The organism is Billgrantia sp. C5P2 (assembly GCF_051062895.2).
Window position 1 is genome coordinate 1,214,848 of record NZ_CM128542.1, and the last position, 19,687, is coordinate 1,234,534.

A 19,687-nucleotide genomic window follows, 5' to 3' on the forward strand; every position below is an offset into this window, starting at 1 on the left:
TCGCCATACTCTCGACAAAAACCGCATGACTGGCCGCCATGGGCGGCCGGCATGCTTCGACCGGGAGGCCCGTTGAAGGCCTCCGAGACATGGGGTCCACGCCTTGTCTGATTCATACACTGCCATCGTTTCGCATCTCGCCGGGCTTGCGACCCAAGGGTGCTTCGGGCGTCTGCGCCGCGGCCTGGAGAAGGAGGGGCTGCGCGTCGATCGCCAGGGGCGCATCGCCGCCACGCCGCACCCGTATGCGCTGGGCTCCAAGTTGACCCATCCGCACATCACCACCGACTACTCCGAAGCGCTGCTGGAGTACATCACGCCGGTCTACTGTCGCCCCGGCGACGCCATGGACTTCCTTGCCGACCTGCATCGCTTCAGCTACCGCTACCTGGACGACGAGCTGATCTGGCCCGCCAGCATGCCGGCCAGGCTCGACGGCAACGACAGCGTGACCATTGCCGACTACGGCAGCTCCAACGTCGGCACCATGAAGCATGTCTATCGCAAGGGGTTGGACGTGCGCTACGGCCGCATCATGCAGGCCATCGCCGGGATCCACTACAACGTCTCGCTGCCCGACGAGCTGTGGGCGGTGTTGCGTGAGCGCGACGGCGCCGTCGACATGTCACTCGACGATTACCGTTCCAGCCGCTACTTCGGCCTGATTCGCAACTTCCGCCGCCACAGCTGGCTCTTGCTTTACCTGTTCGGCGCCTCGCCGGCGCTGGACCGTAGTTTCCTGCCCGGGGGCAACGTTCCCGACAAGCTGCGCTCGCACGGTCGAGAGACTCTGGTCTCGCCCTACGCCACCAGCCTGCGTATGTCGGATCTCGGCTACCAGAACAAGGTGCAGGAGCAGCTCAAGATCTGTTTCAACTCGCTCTCCAACTACGTCGGCACCCTGCGTCACGCCATCTCCACGCCCTGGCCCGCCTACGAGGCGTTGGGGGTCCGGGACGGTCTCGACTGGCAGCAGCTCAACGCCAATATCCTGCAGATCGAGAACGAGTACTACAGCGACATCCGGCCCAAGCGCGTCACTCGTCACAACGAGACGCCGAGCCAGGCGCTGGAGGCACGCGGCGTGGAGTACATCGAGGTACGTTGTCTCGACCTCGACCCCTTCCTGCCGCTGGGCATCGACGAGACGCGCCTGCGCTTCATCGATACCTTCATGATGTGGTGCCTGCTCGCCGAGAGCCCCTGGATTCCCGACGAGGAGTGCGACCGGCTGGACGATAACCGGCGCCTGGTGGTCGAGCGGGGCCGCGATCCCGAACTCAAGCTGCTCCAGGATGGCAATCGCCGCTCCGTGGCCGACTGGGGCGGTGAAATCTTCGCCGAGATGGACCGGGCCGCTGAAGTGCTCGATGCGCTGGAGGAAGGCAACCCCCATGCACAAGCCGTTGCCGCCTTCGAGCCTTGGCTCGCCGACCCTGCGCTGACGCCCTCCGGTCGTCTGCTGGCGCGGCTCGAGTCGACCGGCGAGGAGTTCGTCGAGGCCATTCTGGCCCTTGCCGGGGAGCACGCCGATCGGCTGCGCCGCGAAGCCGTCAGCCCGGCGCGTGAGGCGACCTTCGAGCAGATGGTCGGTACCTCCCACCAGCAGCAGCACGATATCGAGGCCGCCGATACCCAGCGCTTCGAGCAGTTTCTCGAGCACTATTTCGCCAGCGCCCGCGAGCCCCGGGTCGCAGTGGCCAGCCAGGGGGGCGCTTGATGATTGCGCGTTTGCGGCAACTCTCCGTGCGCCAGTGGAGCCTGGCGGGGCTGGCCTTCTGCATCCTCATGATGCTTGTCGCCCTGGGGCTGGAGCATATCGGCGGGCTCGAGCCCTGCCCGCTGTGCATCTTTCAGCGAGTGGCGGTGCTGGCCGCTGCCGCGGTATTCATCGTGGCGGCCATTCACAACCCGCAGGGCCGGCTAGGCCCGGTGGTCTACGGCGGACTGTCGCTGACGGCGGTGCTCGGCGGCATCGGCGTCGCCGCCCGTCACGTCTGGCTGCAGTCGCTGCCGCCGGACCAGGTACCGAGCTGCGGTCCGGGGCTCGACTACATGATGGACATCCTGCCCATGCGCGACGTGGTCGCTACGGTGCTCTCCGGCTCAGGTGAGTGCGCCGATATCGATTTCCTGCTGCTGGGTATTTCGCTGCCGGGCTGGACGCTGATCGGCTTCGTCGTACTGGCGCTGGCGCCGTTGGGGATCCTGTTCCGTGCCGTCCGCGGTCTTTGGCCCTGAAGCGGGAGGACGACGGCATGCTCTACCGCGACTTCGCCACCCAGGAAGCGATCGATCTCGAATACGACCCCATGCGCGGACGCGACCCGGCCGCGCTGGTCGCCGACTGGCAGGCACGCAGCCAGGCTGTCCGCGAGCGCTGCCGCGTGTCGCTGGATGTCGCCTATGGCCCGACGCTGGCCGAGCGCATGGATGTCTACCACGCCGAGCGTGACGATGCGCCGCTGCATCTGTTCTTTCACGGCGGCTACTGGCGCTCGCTGGGTCATCGCGAGTTCGGTTTCGTTGCCGAGGGGCTGGTGCAGTCGGGCATCAACGTGGCGGTGGTCAACTATGCGCTGTGCCCCACGGTGGCGTTCGGGGAGCTGGTGCGACAGGCACGCGCCGCGGTGGCCTGGGCGTATCGCAACGGTTCGACGCTGGGTGTCGATTCGTCACGCCTGAGTGTCTCCGGCCACTCCGCCGGCGGTCACCTGGCCGCCATGCTGCTGGCCACCGACTGGCAAGGGAACTATGGGCTGCCCGACGACCTGATCGGCGGGGCGCTATGCATCAGCGGGCTCTACGATCTGCGCCCCTTTCCCTGGTCGTGGCTGCAGCCCAAGCTGCAACTGACCGGGCGTGACATCAACGACTACAGCCCGCTGTTTTTGCCATGCCGGGTGCCCGCGCCAGTGCACCTGGTCGCGGGCGGCGAGGAGTCTTCGGAGTTCGCGCGCCAGATGCAGGCTCACGCCGAGCATCTCGAGGCTCACGGCATGGCGGTAGGCGCCGAGCTCTTGCCCGGCGACGATCACTTCTCGATTCTGGATCACTATGCGCTGGGTGGACGTTTCGCCCAACGCATCGCCAACTTCCACGAGGTCTGATTAGACCTCTGGCAAGACCGCAGTGGCTTCAATCTCCACCTTGGCACGATCCTCGATCAGGTCGGCCACCTGCACCATGGTCATGGCGGGAAAGTGCTTGCCCATCACTTCTCGGTAGGCGGCGCCCACTTCCTTCAGCCGAGCCAGGTACTCCTGCTTGTCGGTGACGTACCAGGTCAGCCGCACCACGTGCTGCGGGCCGGCACCGGCTTCCTCGAGCACTGCGACGATGTTGGCCAGGGCCTGGTGCACCTGGGCGACGAAGTCGTCGCTCTCGAAGATCTGGTCGCCGTTCCAGCCGATCTGGCCACCGACGAAGATCGTGCGTCCGGAGGCGAGTACGCCGTTGGCGTAGCCCACCGCGGCCTTCCAGTGCGAGGGGTGAAGCAACTCGTGCGAGGTGGCGTCATTCATCTTGGTATCCTTGTAGGCAGTCCTTGGCGAAGTGCCGACGCATGGCATCGGGCCAGGGTAGGGGGCGGCCGCTGTCCAGGTCGACGAAGACCAGAGTGGAGTCGCAGGTCAGGCGCGGTTCTCCGTTGCAGTGGGCCACGGTGCGCAGGGCCAGGCTGGTGCGGCCGACGTCCCGGGTCGTGAGTTCGAAGGTAAGCGTCTCGCCCAGCCGGCTGGGCGCGTGGAAGTCGGTTTCGATGTGGGCCGTGGGCACTCCGGTACGGGATTCCACGTGCAGGCGGTTGAAGTCGTGGCCCACCGACTCGGCGAAATAATCCTCGACCACCGAGTTGAGCATCTCGTAGTAGCGCGGGTAGAAGACGATGCCCGCAGGATCGCAGTGCTGGAAGCGTACCTTGCGCTGGGTAATGAATGGCATGGCAGGCTCCTATACGCCGAGATAACGGTCGCGCAGGGTCTCGTCGAGCTCGCCTGGCTCGCCCGTCCATACCGTGCGTCCCTTTTCCAGGATGGTGCAGCGGTCGGCCACCGGCAGCAGCTCGGAGAGCGACTTGTCGACGATCAAGGTGGATTGACCCTGTGCCTTGAGTTCGCGAATGGCGGCCCAGATCTCCTGACGGATCACCGGGGCCAGGCCCTCGGTGGCTTCGTCGAGCACCAGCAACCGGGGGTTGGTCATCAGGGCACGGCCGACAGCAAGCATCTGCTGCTCACCACCAGAGAGGGTATTGGCCATCTGGCTGCGCCGCTCGGCCAGTCGGGGAAATAGCGCCTCCACGCGCGACAGGTTCCAATGACCGCCGCGGGCCGTGACCAGGAGGTTCTCGCGTACCGAGAGGTTGGGAAAGCAGCGGCGTCCCTCGGGCACCAGCCCGAGGCCGGCCTGGGCGATGCGGTAGGACGGCAGCCGGAGCAGGTCCTGCGACTCGAACTCGATGCTGCCGCTGCGCGGCGGGGTGAGGCCGAAGATGGAGCGGATGGTGGTGGTCTTGCCCATGCCGTTGCGCCCCATCAGGGCCACCAGCTCGCCGGCCTGGACGCTGAGGTCGACGCCGAACAGCGCCTGGGAGGGACCGTAGAAGGTTTCGATCGCGGTGACGTTGAGCATCTCAGTCCCCCAGGTAGGCTTCGCGAACTTGCGCATTACTGCGGATTTCGGCGCCATCGCCGTGGGCGATCACGGCGCCGGCCACCAGCACCGAAATACGGTCGGCGAGGCGGAACACGGCGTCCATGTCGTGTTCGATCAGCAGGATCGGCACCTCGAGCTTGAGCGCCTCGAGCAGCTCGGTGAGGCGCGCCGAACCCTCGGGGCCCAGCCCGGCCATGGGTTCGTCGAGCAGCAGGACCCGTGGCTTGAGCGCCAGGGCACAGGCCACTTCGACCTGGCGTCGCTCACCGTGGGAGAGCTCGGCCACCGGGGTGTCGGCACGATGCGCGAGCGCCATGCGCTCCAGCGCCTCCATGGCCGGCGTGAGCAGGCTCTCGTCGCGGTGCACCGGCTTCCAGAAGCGAAAGCTGTGTCCCTGTAGCGCTTGTACCGCGATCATCACGTTGCGCTTCACCGACAGCGGCTCGGCCAGCGATGAGACCTGGAAGCTGCGACCCAGCCCCAACCGAGCACGCTGGGCCACGCTGAGCGAGGTGATCTCCTGGCCGGCCAGCGCGATGCTGCCGGAATCTGGCTTGAGTCTGCCCGCTATCTGGCCGATCAGGGTCGACTTGCCGGCGCCGTTGGGGCCGATCAGGGCGTGGATTTCGCCAGGGCGCAGGTCGAGGGAAACGTTGCAGGTGGCCTGCAGGGCGCCGAAGCGCTTGTTGAGGTTGGCGAGTCTCAGTACGGCGTCACTCATCGCGCTCCCTCCCGGCCAGCCAGCCCATCACGCCGTGCTTGGCGAACAGCACCACCACCAGCAGCACCAGGCCGAGGAACAGCTTCCAGTATTCGGTCAGCCCGCCCAGCAGGGTCTCCATCATCACGAACAGGATCGCGCCAGCCAGGGGGCCGTAGAGGCGTCCCACGCCGCCGAGAATCACGATCACCATCAGTTCCCCCGACATGTGCCAGCTCAGCATGGTGGGGCTGACGAAGCCGTTGAGGTCGGCATACAGCGCCCCGGCCAGGCCGGTGATCATCGCCGAGATGACGAAGGCCACCAGGCGGATGGGGTAGGGGGCGATGCCGGCGGTGGCCAGGCGGGTATCGTTGAGCCGGGCCATGGTCAGGGCGGCGCCGAAGCGCGATTTCATGATGCGCGACGTCAGGGCAAGCGAGAGTATCAGCCCGCCGAAGCAGATCAGAAAGAAGGTCAGGGCATTGTTCGTATCCACCAGGGGCAAGCTGTTGCGCAGGTAGATCGGCAGGCCGTCCTCGCCGCCGTAGGTGGGCCAGGAGTTGGCGAAGTAGTAGATCATCTGGGCGAAGGCCAGCGTGATCATGATGAAGTAGACCCCGGTGGTGCGTAGCGAGACGGCGCCGATGGCCAGCGCCAGCAGGCCGCAGACCACGATCGCCGCGAGCCAGATCGCCAGCATGCTGTCGCTGCCCGGGATGGCTACCGGCCAGCCGATGACCGGCGTGAAGTCGAAGGCGTGGTAGGCGCTGATGCCGGCCACATAGCCGCCCAGGCCGAAATAGGCGGCATGCCCGAAGCTGACCATGCCACCGTAGCCGATGGCCAGATTGAGGCCCACCGCGGCCATGGCGATCAGGGTGATGCGTGAGGCCAGGTTGACGTAGTACACGTGGCCCAGGAAATAGGCCGCTAGCGGTGTGAGCAGCAGCAGGGCCAGCAGGCCGATCTGCACCAGCCCCTTGCGGTCGTGCCAGTTGGTCGTCTGCGTCGGCAACCCCGGCTGTGGGGCGAGGATTCGAGTGTCGGACTTAGTCATGGGCGGCAAACAGTCCCTTGGGTTTGAAGGCGAGTATCACGGCCATCAGGATGTAGATCAGCATCGCAGCGATCGCCGAGCCGACGCCGGCGGCCTCCGAGGGGCTCATGAACTGACGGAAGAAGGCCGGCAGGAATACCCGCCCCAAGGTGTCGACCACTCCCACCAGGATGGCGCCATAGAGCGCGCCCTTGATCGAGCCGATACCGCCGATCACGATTACCACGAAGGCGAGGATCAGCACCGGCTCGCCCATGCCCACCTGCACCGACTGCAAGGCCCCGACCATGGCCCCGGCCAGGCCGGCCAGTGCCGCGCCCATGGCGAATACCAGGGTATAGAGGCGGGCGATGTTGACGCCCAGTGCGCCGATCATTTCGCGGTCGCTCTCGCCGGCGCGTATGCGCATGCCGAGTCGCGTGCGCGAAATCAGCAAGTACATGCCCACCGCCACGATGACCCCCACGGCGATGATCACCAGCCGATAGGTCGGATAGCGCAAACCGCCCGGCAGGGTGACCGAACCCGACAGCGCCGCCGGCGGGTTGAGCCACAGCGGCGAGGAACCGAACAGCCAGCGGGTACCTTCCGAGAAGATCAGGATCAGGGCGAAGGTGGCCAGCACCTGGTCCAGGTGCGGGCGGTGATAGAGCCGGCGAACCACGATCAGTTCGACCAGCGCGCCAACCGCCGCGGCCACGGCGATGCCGGCCGCCAGGCCCACGAGGAAGGAGCCGGTGGCGGCACTGACCAGCGCCGTGGCATAGGCGCCGACCATGTAGAAGGAACCGTGGGCCAGGTTGATCAGCCCCATCACGCCGAACACCAGGGTCAGGCCGCTGGCCATCAGGAACAGCATGGTGCCGAGCTGTAGGCCATTGAAGAGCTGTTCGATGAAGAGGGTCATGTCATGAATAACCGTTGTGCGTTGCTGAAGAGCGGCCGACCCGGGAGGGCCGGCCTTGCCGGGTCACATCTCGCACTGGGTGTGATAGACGTCCTGAATGTCCTCGATGGCAATACCCACCAAGCGATTGGTCGGCTGGCCATCGTCGCCCTCTACCACCTCACGCACGTAGATGTCCTGGATGGGGTGATGATTGGGGCCGAAGCGGAAGTCGCCGCGCACCGAGTCGAAATCGGCCTCGCGTAGTGCCTCGCGGAAGGCGTCCTGATCGTCCGGGTGGGTCTTCTCCAGCGCACTCAAGATCAGGTTGGCGGTATCGTAGCCTTGGGAGGCATAGAGGGTCGGCGTACGGCCGTAGGCGTCGCGGAAGGCCTCGACGAAGGCGTGGTTGGCCTCGTTGTCGAGGTCATAGGCCCATTGCGAGGTGTTCATGGCGCCGATGGCCGCGCTGCCCACCGCCTTGATGATGATCTCGTCGAAGGAGAAGGCGGCGCCGAACACCGGCATGTCGACGCCCGAGTTCTCCCACTGCTTCATGAACGAGATGCCCATGCCGCCGGGCAGGAAGAAGAACAGGCTGTCGGCATCGCTGGCGCGAATCTGGGCGATCTCGGCGGCGTAGTCGGTCTGGCCCATCTGGGTGTAGAGTTCGTCGGCCACTTCGCCTTCGTAGAGATGCTTGAAGCCGGCCAGGGCATCGGTGCCGGCGGGATAGTTGGGAGCCATGATGATAGGGCGCTCGTAGCCCTGCTCGCGCATGTAGGCGCCCATGGCGCCATGCAGGTTGTCGTTCTGCCAGGCCACGTTGAAATAGTTCTCGTGGCACATGCGCCCGGCCAGGTCTGACGGCCCTGCGTTGGGCGAGATATAGAAGGTACCCTGACGCACCGCCGCCGGTACCACCGCCATGGCCAGGTTGGAGAAGATGATGCCGGTGAGAATGTCGACGTTGTCGCGCTGCATGAACTCGTTGGACAGGCTGCGCGCCAGGTCGGGCCGGTTGCCGTCGTCCTGCACCAGCACTTCGATGTCATCGCGGCCGGAGCGTTCGATGGCCAGCATGAAGCCATCGCGTACGTCCACGCCCAGGTGCGATCCACCGCCGGACAGGGTGGTGATCATGCCGATCTTGACCTCTTCGGCCTGGGCCGCCGCCATGGCGGTAGTCATCAACAGGCCAAGGCCAACGCTGGCTAGTCTCTTCATGGATTTTCCCTCTTCGTTCTCGTTTGTTGTGGTCTTCGGCGCCGTGTCCAGCGCTTGTGCCGTTGCTGCCCGTCAGGTGATGCCGTCGGGCCGATTCCCCGCTGTCAATCGGGATAATGCTCCTGGCGCAGCCGGAAGCGCTGTACCTTGCCGGTGGCCGTCTTCGGCAGCGTCTCGACGAAGCGAATCGAGCGTGGGTACTTGTAGGGCGCGATGCGTTGCTTGACGAACGCCTGCAAGCGTTCGACGCAGGCCGCGTCCGGCTCGACACCGGAAGACAGTACCACGAAGGCTTCGACGATCTGCCCACGCTCTCCATTCGGTGCGCCGATCACGGCACACTCGGCCACCGCTTCATGGGCGAGCAGGGCGGCCTCCACTTCAGGGCCGGCGATGTTGTAGCCGGACGAGACGATCATGTCGTCGTTGCGTGCGGCGAAGTGGAAGTAGCCCTCGTCGTCCTGGAAGAAGGCGTCGCCGGTGAGGTTCCAGCCCTGCTGCACGTAACCCCGCTGGCGCGCATCGGCCAGGTAGCGGCAGCCGGTGGGCCCGCGTACTGCCAGGCGGCCGATCTCGCCACGCGGCAGCTCATTCATGTCGGGGTCGACGATCTTGGCCTCGTAGCCCGCCACCGGTCTGCCGGTACAGGCCGGGCGATGGTCGTCGAGGCGGTTGGAGATGAAGATGTGCAGCATTTCGGTGGCGCCGATGCCGTCGAGGATCGGTGTGCCCGTCTTCTCGATCCAGTCGTGATAGATCGGCGCCGGCAGCGTTTCTCCTGCCGATACCGCCACGCGCAGGCTGGCCAGCGCCTCGCGGCTGTCCAGTGAGGCGAGCATGGTGCGATACGCCGTGGGCGCAGTGAATACGATGGTGGCGCGATGTTCGCGAATGATGTCCATCATGCTGGGTGGGGTGGCCTTCTCCAGCAGCACGGCGCTGGCGCCGAAGCGCAGCGGAAAGATGGCGAGTCCCCCCAGGCCGAAGGTGAAGGCCAGCGGCGGCGAACCGACGAAGACGTCGTCCGGTGTCACCTGCAGCACCTCGCGTGCATAGCCGTCGGCGATGATCAGCAGGTCGCGATGGAAATGCATGGTCGCCTTGGGCATCCCGGTGGTGCCGGAGGTGAAGCCGAGCAGCGCCACGTCGTCGGCGGCGGTGGCTACTGCCTCGAAGTCGGTCGGCTTGTCCAGCGCCAGGCGGTCGAGATCGGCGTCGTGATTCGCCGTGCCGTCGAAGCCCACCACGCGTTTCAGGTAGGCGCTGTCCGCGGCGCAGGCCTCGAGCTCTTCGAGCAGGCGGGTATCGCACAGGGCCAGGGCAATCTCGGCCTTGTCGACCACCTGGGCCAGCTCGCCGGCACGCAGCATCGGCATGGTGTTGACCACCACGGCGCCGGCCTTGGTGGCGGCGAGCCAGCAGGCGACCATGGCGGGGTTATTGGCCGAGCGGATCAGCACCCTGTGGCCGGGGCGAACGCCGAGGTCCTCCACCAGCGCATGGGCCAGGCGGTTGGTCCACTCGGCGAGCTCACGGTAGCTGCGCCGACGACCGTTGCCGATCAGCGCCACGCGTTCGCCGTGGCCGCGTTCTACCCAGCGGTCGGTGAGCTCCACCGCGGCGTTGAGGCGTTCGGGATAGTCGAAGCCGTCGAGCCTGAGCTCGGGCCATTCATGCACGGGAGGCAGGTTGTCCCGGGCGAAGGTATCGGCGTGGGCCGATGGTGCGTTCATGACCATTCTCCGTACATCGTTGTTGTTGTGCGGCGCCGAGGCGTCGACAGGGGAATACGGGGCTGGCGTGTCGTCAGTCGTTCTTCTATTGCGCTAGGCAGCTCCGGGCGATCACCACTTTCTGCACGTCCGAGGCGCCCTCGTAGATACGCAGTGCGCGGATCTCGCGATACAGGCTCTCGACGATATGCCCCTTGCGCACACCGTCGCCGCCGTGCAGCTGCACCGCCTTGTCGATCACGTCCTGGGCGCGGTCGGTGGCGTAGAGCTTGGCCATGGCCGCCTCGCGAGTGACGCGCTCGGCACCTTGGTCCTTGGTCCAGGCGGCGCGATAGACCAGCAGCGCGGCGGCGTCCACGTCCAGTGCCATCTCGGCCAGGTGACCCTGCACCATCTGCAGGTCGGCCAGGCTCGCGCCGAACAGCTCGCGACTTCTGGCGCGGTCGAGGGATTCGTCCAGCGCGCGGCGGGCGAAACCCAGGGCGGCGGCACCCACCGTGGAGCGGAATACGTCGAGCACGGACATGGCGATGCGAAAGCCCTGACCGGGCTGGCCGATCATGGCGCTGGCCGGCAGGCGCATGTCGCGGAAGCCGAGCCGCGCCAGCGGGTGCGGGGAGATGGTCTCCAGCCGCTCGCGAATCTCGAGCCCCGGCGTATCGGCGGGCACCAGGAAGCAGGAGAGCCCCTTGGCTCCCGGCCCCTCGCCGGTACGCGCGAACACGGTGTAGAGATCGGCGATGCCGCCGTTGGAGATCCAGGTCTTCTCGCCGTTGAGGCGATAACCGTCGCCGTCGCGCTCGGCCGTGGTGTCGAGCTGGGCCACATCGGAGCCGGAGCGCGGCTCGCTCAGGGCGAAGGCCGAAAGCGCCTCGCCGCGGCGGGTCTTGTCCAGCCACGCCTTCTGCTCGTCGCTGCCGAACAGGCTGATCGCCCCGGTGCCCAGCCCCTGCATGGCGAAAGCGAAGTCGGCCAGGCCGTCGTGACGGGCCAGGGTTTCGCGAATCAGACACAGGCTGCGCACGTCGATGGTGTCGCCCGCGGTGCCCTCGAGAAAGCCGGCCTGGCCCAGGTCGCGCACCAGTTGGATACAGGTGGCGTCGACGTCGGCGTGGTCACGGGGCAGCTCGTGCTGACACCAGGCCTCCAGGCGCTTGGCCAGGTCGCGATGGCGCGCCTCGAGGAACGGCCAGTCGAGAAAGCTCGTATCGCTCATCAGTCCCCCCCGAAGATCGGCTTCTGTTTGGCGGCGAAGGCGCGGTAGGCGCGCTCGAAGTCGCGGGTCTGCATGCAGATCGCCTGAGCCTGGGCCTCGGCCTCGATGGCCTGCTCCAGGCCCATCGACCACTCCTGGTTGAGCTGGGTCTTGGTGATGCCATGGGCGAAGGTGGGCCCTTGGGCCAGACGGGTGGCGTAGGCGATGGCCTCGGCTTCGAGAGATTCCGCTTCCACCAGTCGATTGTAGAAACCCCACTGGTGACCTTCCTCCGCGCTCATGCTGCGCCCGCTGTAGAGCAGGTCGGCGGCGCGGCCCTGGCCGATGATGCGGGGCAGCATGGCACAGGCGCCCATGTCGCAGCCGGCGAGGCCTACCCGGGTGAAGAGAAAAGCGGTGCTCGCCTGAGGTGTGGCGAAGCGGATGTCCGAGGCCATGGCAATGATGGCGCCGGCACCGACGCAGACGCCGTCGACGGCGCTGATCACCGGCTTGGTACAGTGGATCATCGCTTTGACCAGATCGCCGGTCATGCGCGTGAACTCGAGCAGTCCCTTCATGTCGCGCCCGACCAGCGGGGCGATGATCTCGTGAACGTCACCACCGGAGCAGAAGTTGCCACCGTTGGAAGCGAACACCACCGCCTTGACGTCCTCGGCGTAGACCAGGTCGCGGAAGGTATCGCGAAGCTCGGCGTAGCTGTCGAAGGTGAGCGGGTTCTTGCGCTCGGGGCGGTCGAGGCGGATCACCGCGACCTCGCCCTCCATGCGCCACTGGAAATGACGCGGCGTCAGGTTGGCCAGTTTCATCGTTCTCGATCTCCCGTATCGGCCGGCAAGCGGTGCAGCAGCTCGCCGATATGGTGGGCATCCTCTGCGCTGACGCCATCCAGCAGTTCGTTGACCCAGCGCTCGTGGGCCACTGCCATGGTGGTGAAGGCGTCGCGGCCGTCCGGCGTCAGTCTCACCAGCGTGGCGCGGCGGTCGCCCTCGATCGCGATGCGCTCGACCAGGCCGTCGTCGGCCAGGCGGTCGACGATGCCGGTGACGTTGCCGTTTGAGACGCGCAGCCGCTTGGAGAGCTCGTTCATCTTCAGGCCCTCACGGTCGCGAAAGAGCGCGGCCATGACGTCGAAGCGCGGCAGGGTGGAGTCGAACTCCAGGCGCAGCTTCTCGCGCAGCGCCGCCTCCACCTGGCGCGTTACCCGCAGCATGCGCAGCCACAGGCGCAGGCGCTCCTTGCTCAGGGTCTCCTGTCCCAACTGCGGGGCCGTCATGTCTCGCCTCCCGAGATCGAGATCGCCTGGCCGTTTATGGCGCCGCTGTGCGGGCCGCATAGCCACAGCGCCGTGGCGGTTACCTCGGCGGGCTGGACGAGCCGGCCGCTGGGATTGGTGGACTGCAAGTGAGCACGGGCCTGTTCCGCTGTCTGGCCGGTCTTGGCCACGATGGTGGCGACGCTGGCCTCGAGCAGTGGGGTCTCGGTGAAGCCGGGGCACAGTGCGTTGACGGTGATGTCGCGGCCCACCTCCTGGGCCAGGGCGCGCACCAGCCCCACCACGCCATGCTTGGCGGCGCAGTAGGGCGCCACGTAGGCGTAGCCCTTGAGCCCGGCGGTGGAGGCCACGGCGATCAACCGCCCGCCGTCGCGCAGGTGCTTCAACCCTTCGCGCAGGGTCAGGAACACGCCGGTCAGGTTGACCTCCAGCATGCGCTGCCACTGCTCTAGCTCGGTTCTGATCATCGGGGCGCTCTCGGCCGCTCCGGCATTGGCAATGACGATATCGACCTGGCCGAGATGATCGAACAGCGATGCCATGTCGTCTTCCTGGGTGACGTCTGCGACGGCGTAGGTGATCGCCGGGTGGCGAGCGGCCACCTCTTCGAGCGGCCCGGCTCGGCGCCCGGTGATGACGACATCGGCGCCCGTCTCGGCGAAGGCCAGCGCCATGTCGGCTCCGATGCCGCTGCCGCCGCCGGTGATTACCACGCGCTTGCCCAGCATCGCGGTGCTCCCGTGCAGGTTCATGACCAGCCCTCGCCGCGCTCGGCCAGGCGCTGCAATTGATCGCGCCCGGCGCGATAGGGTGCCGGCCAGTCGCACTCGCCGTCACCGATGCCGGCGGCGGCGTGCAGCGTCCAGTAGGGGTCGGCCAGGTGCGGGCGGGCCAGGCACACCAGGTCGGCGCGGCCGGCCATCAGGATCGAGTTGACGTGGTCGGCCTGGTAGATGTTGCCCACCGCCATGGTCGCCATGCCGGTCTCGTTGCGGATGCGATCCGAGAAGGGGGTCTGGAACATGCGGCCGTACATCGGCCGGGCGCGGGTAGAGGTCTGCCCGGCGGAGACGTCGACGATGTCGACCTCGGCGGCCTTCAACAAGCGAGCTATCTCGACGGCTTCGTCAGGCGTCACCCCCTCGTCGCCGACCCAGTCATTGGCCGAGATACGCACCGACAGCGGCTTGTGGGCCGGCCATGCCCGACGCACCGCACGGATCACCTCCAGCGGATAGCGCATGCGGTTCGTAAGCGAGCCGCCGTATTCGTCGTCGCGGTGGTTGGTCAGCGGCGTGATGAAAGAGGAGAGCAGGTAGCCGTGGGCGGCGTGTACCTCGAGCATGTCGAAGCCGGCGCGCTCGGCCATCTGCGCGGCAGCGACGAATTCGTCGCGCACCCGGTCCATGTCGGCGCGGTCCATCGCCTTCGGCACCTGGTTGCGCTCCGACCAGGGCACGGTGGAAGCCGCCATGATCGGCCAGTTGCCCTCGGCCAGCGGCGCATCCATCTCCTGCCAGCCGAGCTGGGTCGAGCCCTTGGGCCCGGAATGGCCGATCTGGGCACAGAGCTTGGCGGGGGTCTCGGCGTGGACGAAGTCGCACAGCCGCTTCCACGCCGCCTCGTGCTCGGGGGCATAGAGCCCCGGGCAGCCCGGCGTGATGCGCCCCTCGGGGGAGACGCAGGTCATCTCGATATAGACCAGCCCGGCACCGCCCTTGGCGCGCTCGGCATAGTGCACGAAGTGCCAGTCGGTGGGCCGTCCGTCCACCGCCTTGTACTGGGCCATGGGCGAGACCACCACGCGATTGGCCAGCCTCAGGTCTCGCAGTTGGAAGGGCGCGAACATCGGCGCCCGTGCGCTGCCTTCGTTACCGGCCTGGGCCTGGAACCAGCGCTCGGCGCTCGTGAGCCACTGCGGATCGCGCAGGCGCAGGTTCTCATGGCTGATGCGCTGGGAGCGGGTCAGCAGCGAGTAGTTGAACTGCACCGGGTCGAGATCGAGATAGCGCTCCACCTGCTCGAACCACTCGGTGGAGTTGCGTGCCGCCGACTGCAGGCGCAGCACCTCGGTGCGGCGCTCCTCCTCGTAGCGGGCGAAGGCGCTGGCCATGTTGGGTTCGCTGTGCAGATACTCGGCGAGCGCGATGGCGCTCTCCAGTGCCAGCTTGGTGCCCGAGCCGATGGAGAAGTGAGCGGTGGCGGCGGCGTCGCCCATCAGCACCACATTGTCGAAACTCCATTGCTCGCACAGCACACGGGGGAAGTTGATCCAGGCCGAGCCGCGGATGTGGTGGGCGTTGGTCATCAGCGCGTGGCCGTCGAGGTGACGGGCGAAGATTCGCTCGCACACGGCGATCGACTCCTGCTGGCTCATCTCGCCGAAGCCGAAGGACTGCCAGGTGGGCTCGCTGCACTCGACGATGAAGGTCGCGGTGTTCTCGTCGAACTGGTAGGCATGTGCCCATACCCAGCCATGCTCGGTCTTCTCGAAGATGAAGGTGAAGGCGTCGTTGAAGGTCTGGCGGGTACCGAGCCAGACGAACTTGCAGGCGCGCACCTCGATGTCGGGCTTGAAATGGTCGGCGTAGCGCTGGCGGGTACGCGAGTTGAGCCCGTCGGCGGCCAGTACCAGGTCGAACTCGCGGCGCAGGTCGTCGATGCGCTCCGCGGGTATGTCGCTTTCGAAGCGCAGTTCGATGTCGAGTTCCCGGGCGCGCTGCTGCAGCAGAAGGAGCAGTTTGTGGCGGCCGATGCCGCAGAAGCCGTGGCCGGTGGAAACCGTCTTCACGCCGTCGTGGACCACGGCGATGTCGTCCCAGTAGGCGAAGTGTTCGCGGATTCGCGTCGCGCTCACGGCGTCGTTGGCGGCCAGGTTGTCCAGCGTCTCGTCGGAGAGCACCACGCCCCAGCCGAAGGTGTCGTCGGGCCGGTTGCGCTCGATCACCACGATGTCGTGGGCAGGGTCGTGCAGCTTCATGCTGATGGCGAAGTAGAGCCCCGCAGGGCCGCCGCCGAGGCAAGCGATTCTCATGGTGAAGACCGTGACGTTGTTGTACTTGATTTCAGGCTAGTCTCGAAGTGCCAATAGTTCAAGCTTAAAATTTCAAGCTTGAACTTTATCGGCATGAAGTGAAATTTTTCGCTCGTCCAAGGATTGACAGGCTGGTTGGCAACGGCGAGTCTGGGGCATCAAGCTCGAAGCTCGGTGAGGTCCGGCGAGCTGCAACAGGCTTCATAAGGGAAGGAGGCTCACGATGCTGGAAGAGTGCAAGACAGCCAGGGAGCGCTGGGGTGGCGTGCATCAGCTGATCGACCGATGGCTCGATGAGCGTCGTGAACTGCTGGTCAACTTCCTTGAGCTCAAGGAAGCTTGCGATACCGAGCTGGAAGCTGTGGGCAAGCCGCAGATCGATCGCTTCAGCGAGTTGCTGATGGACTATATCAGCGCCGGTCATTTCGAGATCTACCCCCAGTTGCGCGAGGAGGCCAACGCCTTCGAGGATCATGAGGCCCAGCACGTCGCCGACAAGCTGCTGGAGCGGCTGGAGCTTTCCACCGAGCTGGTATTGGCGTTCGATGCCGATTATTCGACCCCGGTGCGTTGCCAGCACTTTCTGCCACGCCTGCCCGCCTGGCTCGACCGCCTGGCCAAGGGGCTGACCGAGCGCTTTGCCCTGGAAGACCAGCTCATCGCTCGCCTGCATGCGGCGCATACGCCACAGAAGGAAGTCCAGGCCGAATAGTCTCTTGCAGCCCAGGCCGATTTTTCCCGGCGCCGCCCCGAGCCAAGGTTCGGGGCGGCGTCGTTCCATCTGCTCCAGGTAAGGCTCTTCCAGGTAAGGCTCTTACGCCTCGGCAGGTTCGGCGGCTCCACGAGCCGGGCGGCGTTGCCACAGCACCAGCATGCAAGGAGTGAGCAGCAGCGTCAGCCCGGTGGCGAATATCAACCCACCGGCGATGGCGCTGGAGAGCTGGGTCCACCACTGGGTGGAGGGGGCGCCGAGGCCCAGGCTGGGAGCGAACAGATTGACGTTGATCTCCAGCACCATCGGCATCAAGCCGAGTACGGTGGTGATCGCGGTCAGCAGTACCGGGCGCAGGCGAAGCCCACCCGCACCCAGCGCCGCCTCGTACGGAGTGAGTCCTGCCTGGTGTAGCTCGTTGTAGGTGTCGATCAACACGATATTGTTGTTCACCACGATGCCCGCCAGGGCGATGATGCCCATGCCCACCATGACGATGCCGAACGGCTGGCCGTTGATCAGCAAGCCCATCAGCACCCCGGCGGTGGAGAAGACGATGGCGGAGAGCACCAGCATTGCCTGGTAGAGGCTGTTGAACTGGGTGACCAGTATCAGCAACATCATGCCGATGGCCACCAGGAATGCGGTGATCAGGAAGCGGCTGGCCTCTTCCTGGTCCTCCTGCTCGCCGGCGACGTTGACCCGTACGCCTTCCGGCGGAGGCCCCAGCTCTGCCAGCAGGGCGCGCAGGCGCTCGTCGGGCTGGTAGCCCTGGGTCACGTCCGCCTCCAGGGTGATGGCACGCTGGCCGTCGATACGATGCAGCGTGCCCACCCGGGGAGCCGGCTCCAGGCTGGCGAAGTGGGACACCGGTACCTGGCCGCGAGGGGTATTGAGGGTCAGGCGGTCCAACTGATCGATATGGCGCGAGGCCTGGGGGAAGCGCACCCGGATGTCGACCTCGTCGGTAGCATGGGCGGGGCGGTAGGTCGCCACTTGTAGCCCGTTGGTCACCAACTGCACGGCGCTGCCCACGGCGGCCACGTCGGCGCCCATTCGGGCGGCGGCGGCACGATCCACGTTGAGCCGCCACTCGATGCCGGGCAGGCTGCGGTTGTCCTCGATGTCGCGGAAGCCGCCGAGCCGCTCCATCGCGTGGCGAATTGCCTCCACCGCCGCTGCGCTGTCCGCCTCCTGTTGGGCGCTGATCTCGAGCACGATGGGTTTGCCTCCCCCCGGGCCCTGCTCCTGCTCGCGAAACTCCAGCACCACGCCCGGCAGGTCGGCGGTGCGCTCGGCCATCTCGCTCATGATCACCCGAGCCGGGCGGCGCTCCTGCCAGTCAATCAGTTGGAACTGCACCACGCCGATCACGTCGCTGCCGACTTGTTCGTTGGGTATGCCGTAGGAGCGGGCATAGAGCGCCTTCACCTCGCTCATGCCGGCGAGTCGCGCCTCGACCCGGCGCACGATGGCGTCTTTTTCCACGGCGGAGAAGTCGCCCCGGGCGCGTACCACCACCTGGGCGTTCTCCGGCTCGACCTCGGGAAAGAACTCCACCCCATGATTGAATCGACCGTAGCCGACGAAGATCAGTGCCATCAGCAGCAGGGCGATCAGTAGCGTCGTGCCGGGATGGGCCAGCAGCCGGGCGAGGGTGGCGCGATACAGCCGGCCACCGGCGGTGACCATTTCCTCGCTACGTCGGGTCTTGCCGGCGCGCACGCTGAATACGCCCCCCAGGGTCGGCAGGAAGATCAAGGCCATTGCCAGCGACGCCAGCAGGCACAGGATCACCGTGGCCGGCAGGTACTTCATGAACTCGCCCACCACCCCGGGCCAGAACAGCAGCGGGAAGAACACCGCCAGGGTGGTGGCGGTGGCGGCGATGACCGGCCAGCTCATGCGGGTCGCGGCGTGGATCCAGGCCGCACGGGGTGACTGGCCCTCGCGAAGGTTGCGGTCGGCGAGCTCGCTGACCACGATGGCGCCGTCCACCAGCATGCCGGCTACTAAAATGAGGGCGAACAGCACCACGATATTGAGGGTATAGCCGATCGCCCAGATCAGCAGGATTCCCGTCAGGAAGGCGCCGGGAATGGTCAGACCCACCATCAGCGCCGAGCGCACACCCATCGCCGCCAGGATCACGATCAGTACCAGTACCACGGCGGTAACGACGTTGTTGAGCAGCTCCGAGAGCATCTGCTCGACGGTCACCGACTGGTCCATGATGGTGGTAAAGGCGAGTTCGTCGGGCAGCAGCGGCGCGGCTTCGGCGAGGATGTTGCGTACGCCCTCGATGGTGGCGATCAGGTTGGCGCCGGCGCGCTTGGAGATTTCCAGCACCAGGGCCGGCTCGTCGTCGATACGGGCGAACCCCTCCGGATCCTTGAAGGTGGGGCGTATCCAGGCCACGTCGGCAAAGGTGACCACGCGGTCTCCGTCGACCTTCACCGGCATGTTCATGACGTCTTCTAGGGACTCGATTACGCCGGGCACCTTCACCGGTGTGCGGCCAGCGCCGGTATCGAGGCTGCCGGCCGCCACCAGTCGGTTGTTGCGCGTGACCAGGTTGAACAGGGTGTCGAAGTCCACGCCGTAGCTGTCGAGTACCAGCGGGTCGACGACGATCTCCAGCAGCTCCTCGCGCTCGCCGCCGATCTCGACCTCGAGCACTTCGGGTACCCCTTCGAAGGCATCCCGTAACTGACGGGCGATGGCGAGTCGGCGAGTCTCCTCGATCGGCCCCGAAAGGCCCACCGACAGCACCGGGAAGAGGCCGACATTGACCTCGAAGACTCGCGGCTCCTCGGCTTCGTCGGGTAGCGAGGCATTGGCGATGTCGACCCGCTCGCGCACATCGGCCAGCGCCTGGCGCGGGTCGAAGCCGGCGTCGAACTCCAGGGTGACCGCGGCATGTCCTTCGCTCGACTGGGCTGTCATCTTGCGCACGCCCTCGATGGTGCGCAGTTCCTGCTCCATGGGGCGCACCAGCAGCCGTTCGCCATCCTCGGGGCTCACGCCCTCGAGTGCCAGCGAGACGTAGATGATGGGAATGGGGACGTCCGGGTTGGCCTCCTTTGGCACCACTTGCCAGGCGGCGATGCCCGCCACCAGCAGGGCGAACAGCAGTAGCAGCGTCGTGCGCGACCGGTCCAGGGCGGCCTCGATCAGGGTGCGCATC

18 protein-coding genes are annotated in these 19,687 nt (G+C 66.3%); 4 read left to right on the plus strand and 14 right to left on the minus strand.

What is annotated here, in order from left to right; translation table 11 throughout:
- The first annotated feature begins 103 nt into the window (after positions 1-103).
- The 3 genes from gshA to ACRWQA_RS05690 are packed head-to-tail and all read left to right on the plus strand — an operon-like array spanning position 104 to position 3,110.
- A complete protein-coding gene (gshA, locus tag ACRWQA_RS05680) occupies positions 104-1,720 on the plus strand; it encodes a glutamate--cysteine ligase (protein ID WP_434228771.1) in 1,617 nt (538 codons plus the stop codon).
- Positions 1,720-2,241, plus strand: coding sequence for a disulfide bond formation protein B (locus ACRWQA_RS05685; protein WP_263580774.1), 522 nt, complete (start codon positions 1,720-1,722; stop codon positions 2,239-2,241). Before gshA ends, ACRWQA_RS05685 begins: the two co-directional genes overlap by 1 nt.
- A gap of 17 nt (positions 2,242-2,258) precedes the next feature.
- Positions 2,259-3,110, plus strand: a complete 852-nt coding sequence (locus tag ACRWQA_RS05690; protein ID WP_434228770.1) for an alpha/beta hydrolase — start codon at positions 2,259-2,261, stop codon at positions 3,108-3,110.
- On the opposite strand, the gene ACRWQA_RS05695 is transcribed toward ACRWQA_RS05690, so the two are convergent.
- The 13 genes from ACRWQA_RS05695 to ACRWQA_RS05755 all read right to left on the minus strand — a co-directional run bounded on the left by ACRWQA_RS05695 (position 3,111) and on the right by ACRWQA_RS05755 (position 15,788).
- Positions 3,111-3,524, minus strand: coding sequence for a RidA family protein (locus tag ACRWQA_RS05695; RefSeq protein WP_434228769.1), 414 nt, complete (start codon positions 3,522-3,524; stop codon positions 3,111-3,113).
- Positions 3,517-3,942, minus strand: coding sequence for an acyl-CoA thioesterase (locus tag ACRWQA_RS05700; RefSeq protein WP_263580771.1), 426 nt, complete (start codon positions 3,940-3,942; stop codon positions 3,517-3,519). The genes ACRWQA_RS05695 and ACRWQA_RS05700 overlap by 8 nt, the downstream gene beginning before the upstream one ends.
- Before the next feature lie 9 nt (positions 3,943-3,951).
- Positions 3,952-4,632, minus strand: coding sequence for an ABC transporter ATP-binding protein (locus ACRWQA_RS05705; RefSeq protein WP_434228766.1), 681 nt, complete (start codon positions 4,630-4,632; stop codon positions 3,952-3,954).
- Position 4,633: 1 nt separating this feature from the next.
- Positions 4,634-5,377: an ABC transporter ATP-binding protein gene (locus ACRWQA_RS05710; protein WP_434228764.1), complete on the minus strand. Its 744-nt coding sequence runs from the start codon at positions 5,375-5,377 to the stop codon at positions 4,634-4,636.
- The gene (locus ACRWQA_RS05715; protein ID WP_434228763.1) at positions 5,370-6,416 is read right to left on the minus strand and encodes a branched-chain amino acid ABC transporter permease; all 1,047 of its coding nucleotides are present in this window, start codon (positions 6,414-6,416) and stop codon (positions 5,370-5,372) included. The genes ACRWQA_RS05710 and ACRWQA_RS05715 overlap by 8 nt, the downstream gene beginning before the upstream one ends.
- The gene (locus ACRWQA_RS05720; protein WP_263580767.1) at positions 6,409-7,323 is read right to left on the minus strand and encodes a branched-chain amino acid ABC transporter permease; all 915 of its coding nucleotides are present in this window, start codon (positions 7,321-7,323) and stop codon (positions 6,409-6,411) included. Before ACRWQA_RS05720 ends, ACRWQA_RS05715 begins: the two co-directional genes overlap by 8 nt.
- A 63-nt stretch (positions 7,324-7,386) precedes the next feature.
- A complete protein-coding gene (locus ACRWQA_RS05725; RefSeq protein ID WP_434228762.1) occupies positions 7,387-8,529 on the minus strand; it encodes an ABC transporter substrate-binding protein in 1,143 nt (380 codons plus the stop codon).
- A 104-nt stretch (positions 8,530-8,633) separates the two neighbouring features.
- The gene (locus tag ACRWQA_RS05730; RefSeq protein WP_263580765.1) at positions 8,634-10,262 is read right to left on the minus strand and encodes a benzoate-CoA ligase family protein; all 1,629 of its coding nucleotides are present in this window, start codon (positions 10,260-10,262) and stop codon (positions 8,634-8,636) included.
- An 85-nt stretch (positions 10,263-10,347) separates the two neighbouring features.
- Complete coding sequence (locus tag ACRWQA_RS05735) at positions 10,348-11,478, minus strand: acyl-CoA dehydrogenase family protein (RefSeq protein WP_263580764.1); 1,131 nt, start codon at positions 11,476-11,478, stop codon at positions 10,348-10,350.
- Positions 11,478-12,287, minus strand: a complete 810-nt coding sequence (locus ACRWQA_RS05740) for an enoyl-CoA hydratase family protein (RefSeq protein WP_263580763.1) — start codon at positions 12,285-12,287, stop codon at positions 11,478-11,480. Before ACRWQA_RS05740 ends, ACRWQA_RS05735 begins: the two co-directional genes overlap by 1 nt.
- Positions 12,284-12,754 (minus strand): MarR family winged helix-turn-helix transcriptional regulator, encoded by a 471-nt coding sequence (locus tag ACRWQA_RS05745; RefSeq protein ID WP_434228760.1) that lies wholly within the window; start codon positions 12,752-12,754, stop codon positions 12,284-12,286. Before ACRWQA_RS05745 ends, ACRWQA_RS05740 begins: the two co-directional genes overlap by 4 nt.
- Positions 12,751-13,506, minus strand: a complete 756-nt coding sequence (locus tag ACRWQA_RS05750) for an SDR family NAD(P)-dependent oxidoreductase (protein WP_434228758.1) — start codon at positions 13,504-13,506, stop codon at positions 12,751-12,753. Before ACRWQA_RS05750 ends, ACRWQA_RS05745 begins: the two co-directional genes overlap by 4 nt.
- Entirely contained in the window at positions 13,503-15,788 is a 2,286-nt protein-coding gene (locus ACRWQA_RS05755) for a bifunctional salicylyl-CoA 5-hydroxylase/oxidoreductase (protein ID WP_434228756.1), read from the minus strand. Before ACRWQA_RS05755 ends, ACRWQA_RS05750 begins: the two co-directional genes overlap by 4 nt.
- 223 nt (positions 15,789-16,011) lie before the next feature.
- On the opposite strand from ACRWQA_RS05755, the gene rsd reads away from it, so the two are divergent.
- Positions 16,012-16,500 (plus strand): sigma D regulator, encoded by a 489-nt coding sequence (gene rsd, locus ACRWQA_RS05760; RefSeq protein ID WP_434228755.1) that lies wholly within the window; start codon positions 16,012-16,014, stop codon positions 16,498-16,500.
- Between the two features lie 102 nt (positions 16,501-16,602).
- On the opposite strand, the gene ACRWQA_RS05765 is transcribed toward rsd, so the two are convergent.
- Entirely contained in the window at positions 16,603-19,686 is a 3,084-nt protein-coding gene (locus ACRWQA_RS05765; RefSeq protein ID WP_434228753.1) for an efflux RND transporter permease subunit, read from the minus strand.
- Between the last annotated feature and the right edge of the window lies 1 nt (position 19,687).

What these genes read in the sequence shown, in the direction of transcription:
- ACRWQA_RS05735 (WP_263580764.1), bottom strand. Translation starts at nt 11,478, where the DNA reads ATGAGCGATACGAGCTTTCTCGACTGGCCGTTCCTCGAGGCGCGCCAT.
- ACRWQA_RS05705 (WP_434228766.1), bottom strand. Translation starts at nt 4,632, where the DNA reads ATGCTCAACGTCACCGCGATCGAAACCTTCTACGGTCCCTCCCAGGCG.
- ACRWQA_RS05740 (WP_263580763.1), bottom strand. Translation starts at nt 12,287, where the DNA reads ATGAAACTGGCCAACCTGACGCCGCGTCATTTCCAGTGGCGCATGGAG.
- ACRWQA_RS05730 (WP_263580765.1), bottom strand. Translation starts at nt 10,262, where the DNA reads ATGAACGCACCATCGGCCCACGCCGATACCTTCGCCCGGGACAACCTG.
- rsd (WP_434228755.1), top strand. Translation starts at nt 16,012, where the DNA reads ATGCTGGAAGAGTGCAAGACAGCCAGGGAGCGCTGGGGTGGCGTGCAT.
- ACRWQA_RS05715 (WP_434228763.1), bottom strand. Translation starts at nt 6,416, where the DNA reads ATGACTAAGTCCGACACTCGAATCCTCGCCCCACAGCCGGGGTTGCCG.
- ACRWQA_RS05695 (WP_434228769.1), bottom strand. Translation starts at nt 3,524, where the DNA reads ATGAATGACGCCACCTCGCACGAGTTGCTTCACCCCTCGCACTGGAAG.
- ACRWQA_RS05755 (WP_434228756.1), bottom strand. Translation starts at nt 15,788, where the DNA reads ATGAGAATCGCTTGCCTCGGCGGCGGCCCTGCGGGGCTCTACTTCGCC.
- ACRWQA_RS05690 (WP_434228770.1), top strand. Translation starts at nt 2,259, where the DNA reads ATGCTCTACCGCGACTTCGCCACCCAGGAAGCGATCGATCTCGAATAC.
- ACRWQA_RS05745 (WP_434228760.1), bottom strand. Translation starts at nt 12,754, where the DNA reads ATGACGGCCCCGCAGTTGGGACAGGAGACCCTGAGCAAGGAGCGCCTG.
- ACRWQA_RS05720 (WP_263580767.1), bottom strand. Translation starts at nt 7,323, where the DNA reads ATGACCCTCTTCATCGAACAGCTCTTCAATGGCCTACAGCTCGGCACC.
- ACRWQA_RS05750 (WP_434228758.1), bottom strand. Translation starts at nt 13,506, where the DNA reads ATGAACCTGCACGGGAGCACCGCGATGCTGGGCAAGCGCGTGGTAATC.
- ACRWQA_RS05700 (WP_263580771.1), bottom strand. Translation starts at nt 3,942, where the DNA reads ATGCCATTCATTACCCAGCGCAAGGTACGCTTCCAGCACTGCGATCCT.
- ACRWQA_RS05765 (WP_434228753.1), bottom strand. Translation starts at nt 19,686, where the DNA reads ATGCGCACCCTGATCGAGGCCGCCCTGGACCGGTCGCGCACGACGCTG.
- ACRWQA_RS05685 (WP_263580774.1), top strand. Translation starts at nt 1,720, where the DNA reads ATGATTGCGCGTTTGCGGCAACTCTCCGTGCGCCAGTGGAGCCTGGCG.
- ACRWQA_RS05710 (WP_434228764.1), bottom strand. Translation starts at nt 5,377, where the DNA reads ATGAGTGACGCCGTACTGAGACTCGCCAACCTCAACAAGCGCTTCGGC.
- ACRWQA_RS05725 (WP_434228762.1), bottom strand. Translation starts at nt 8,529, where the DNA reads ATGAAGAGACTAGCCAGCGTTGGCCTTGGCCTGTTGATGACTACCGCC.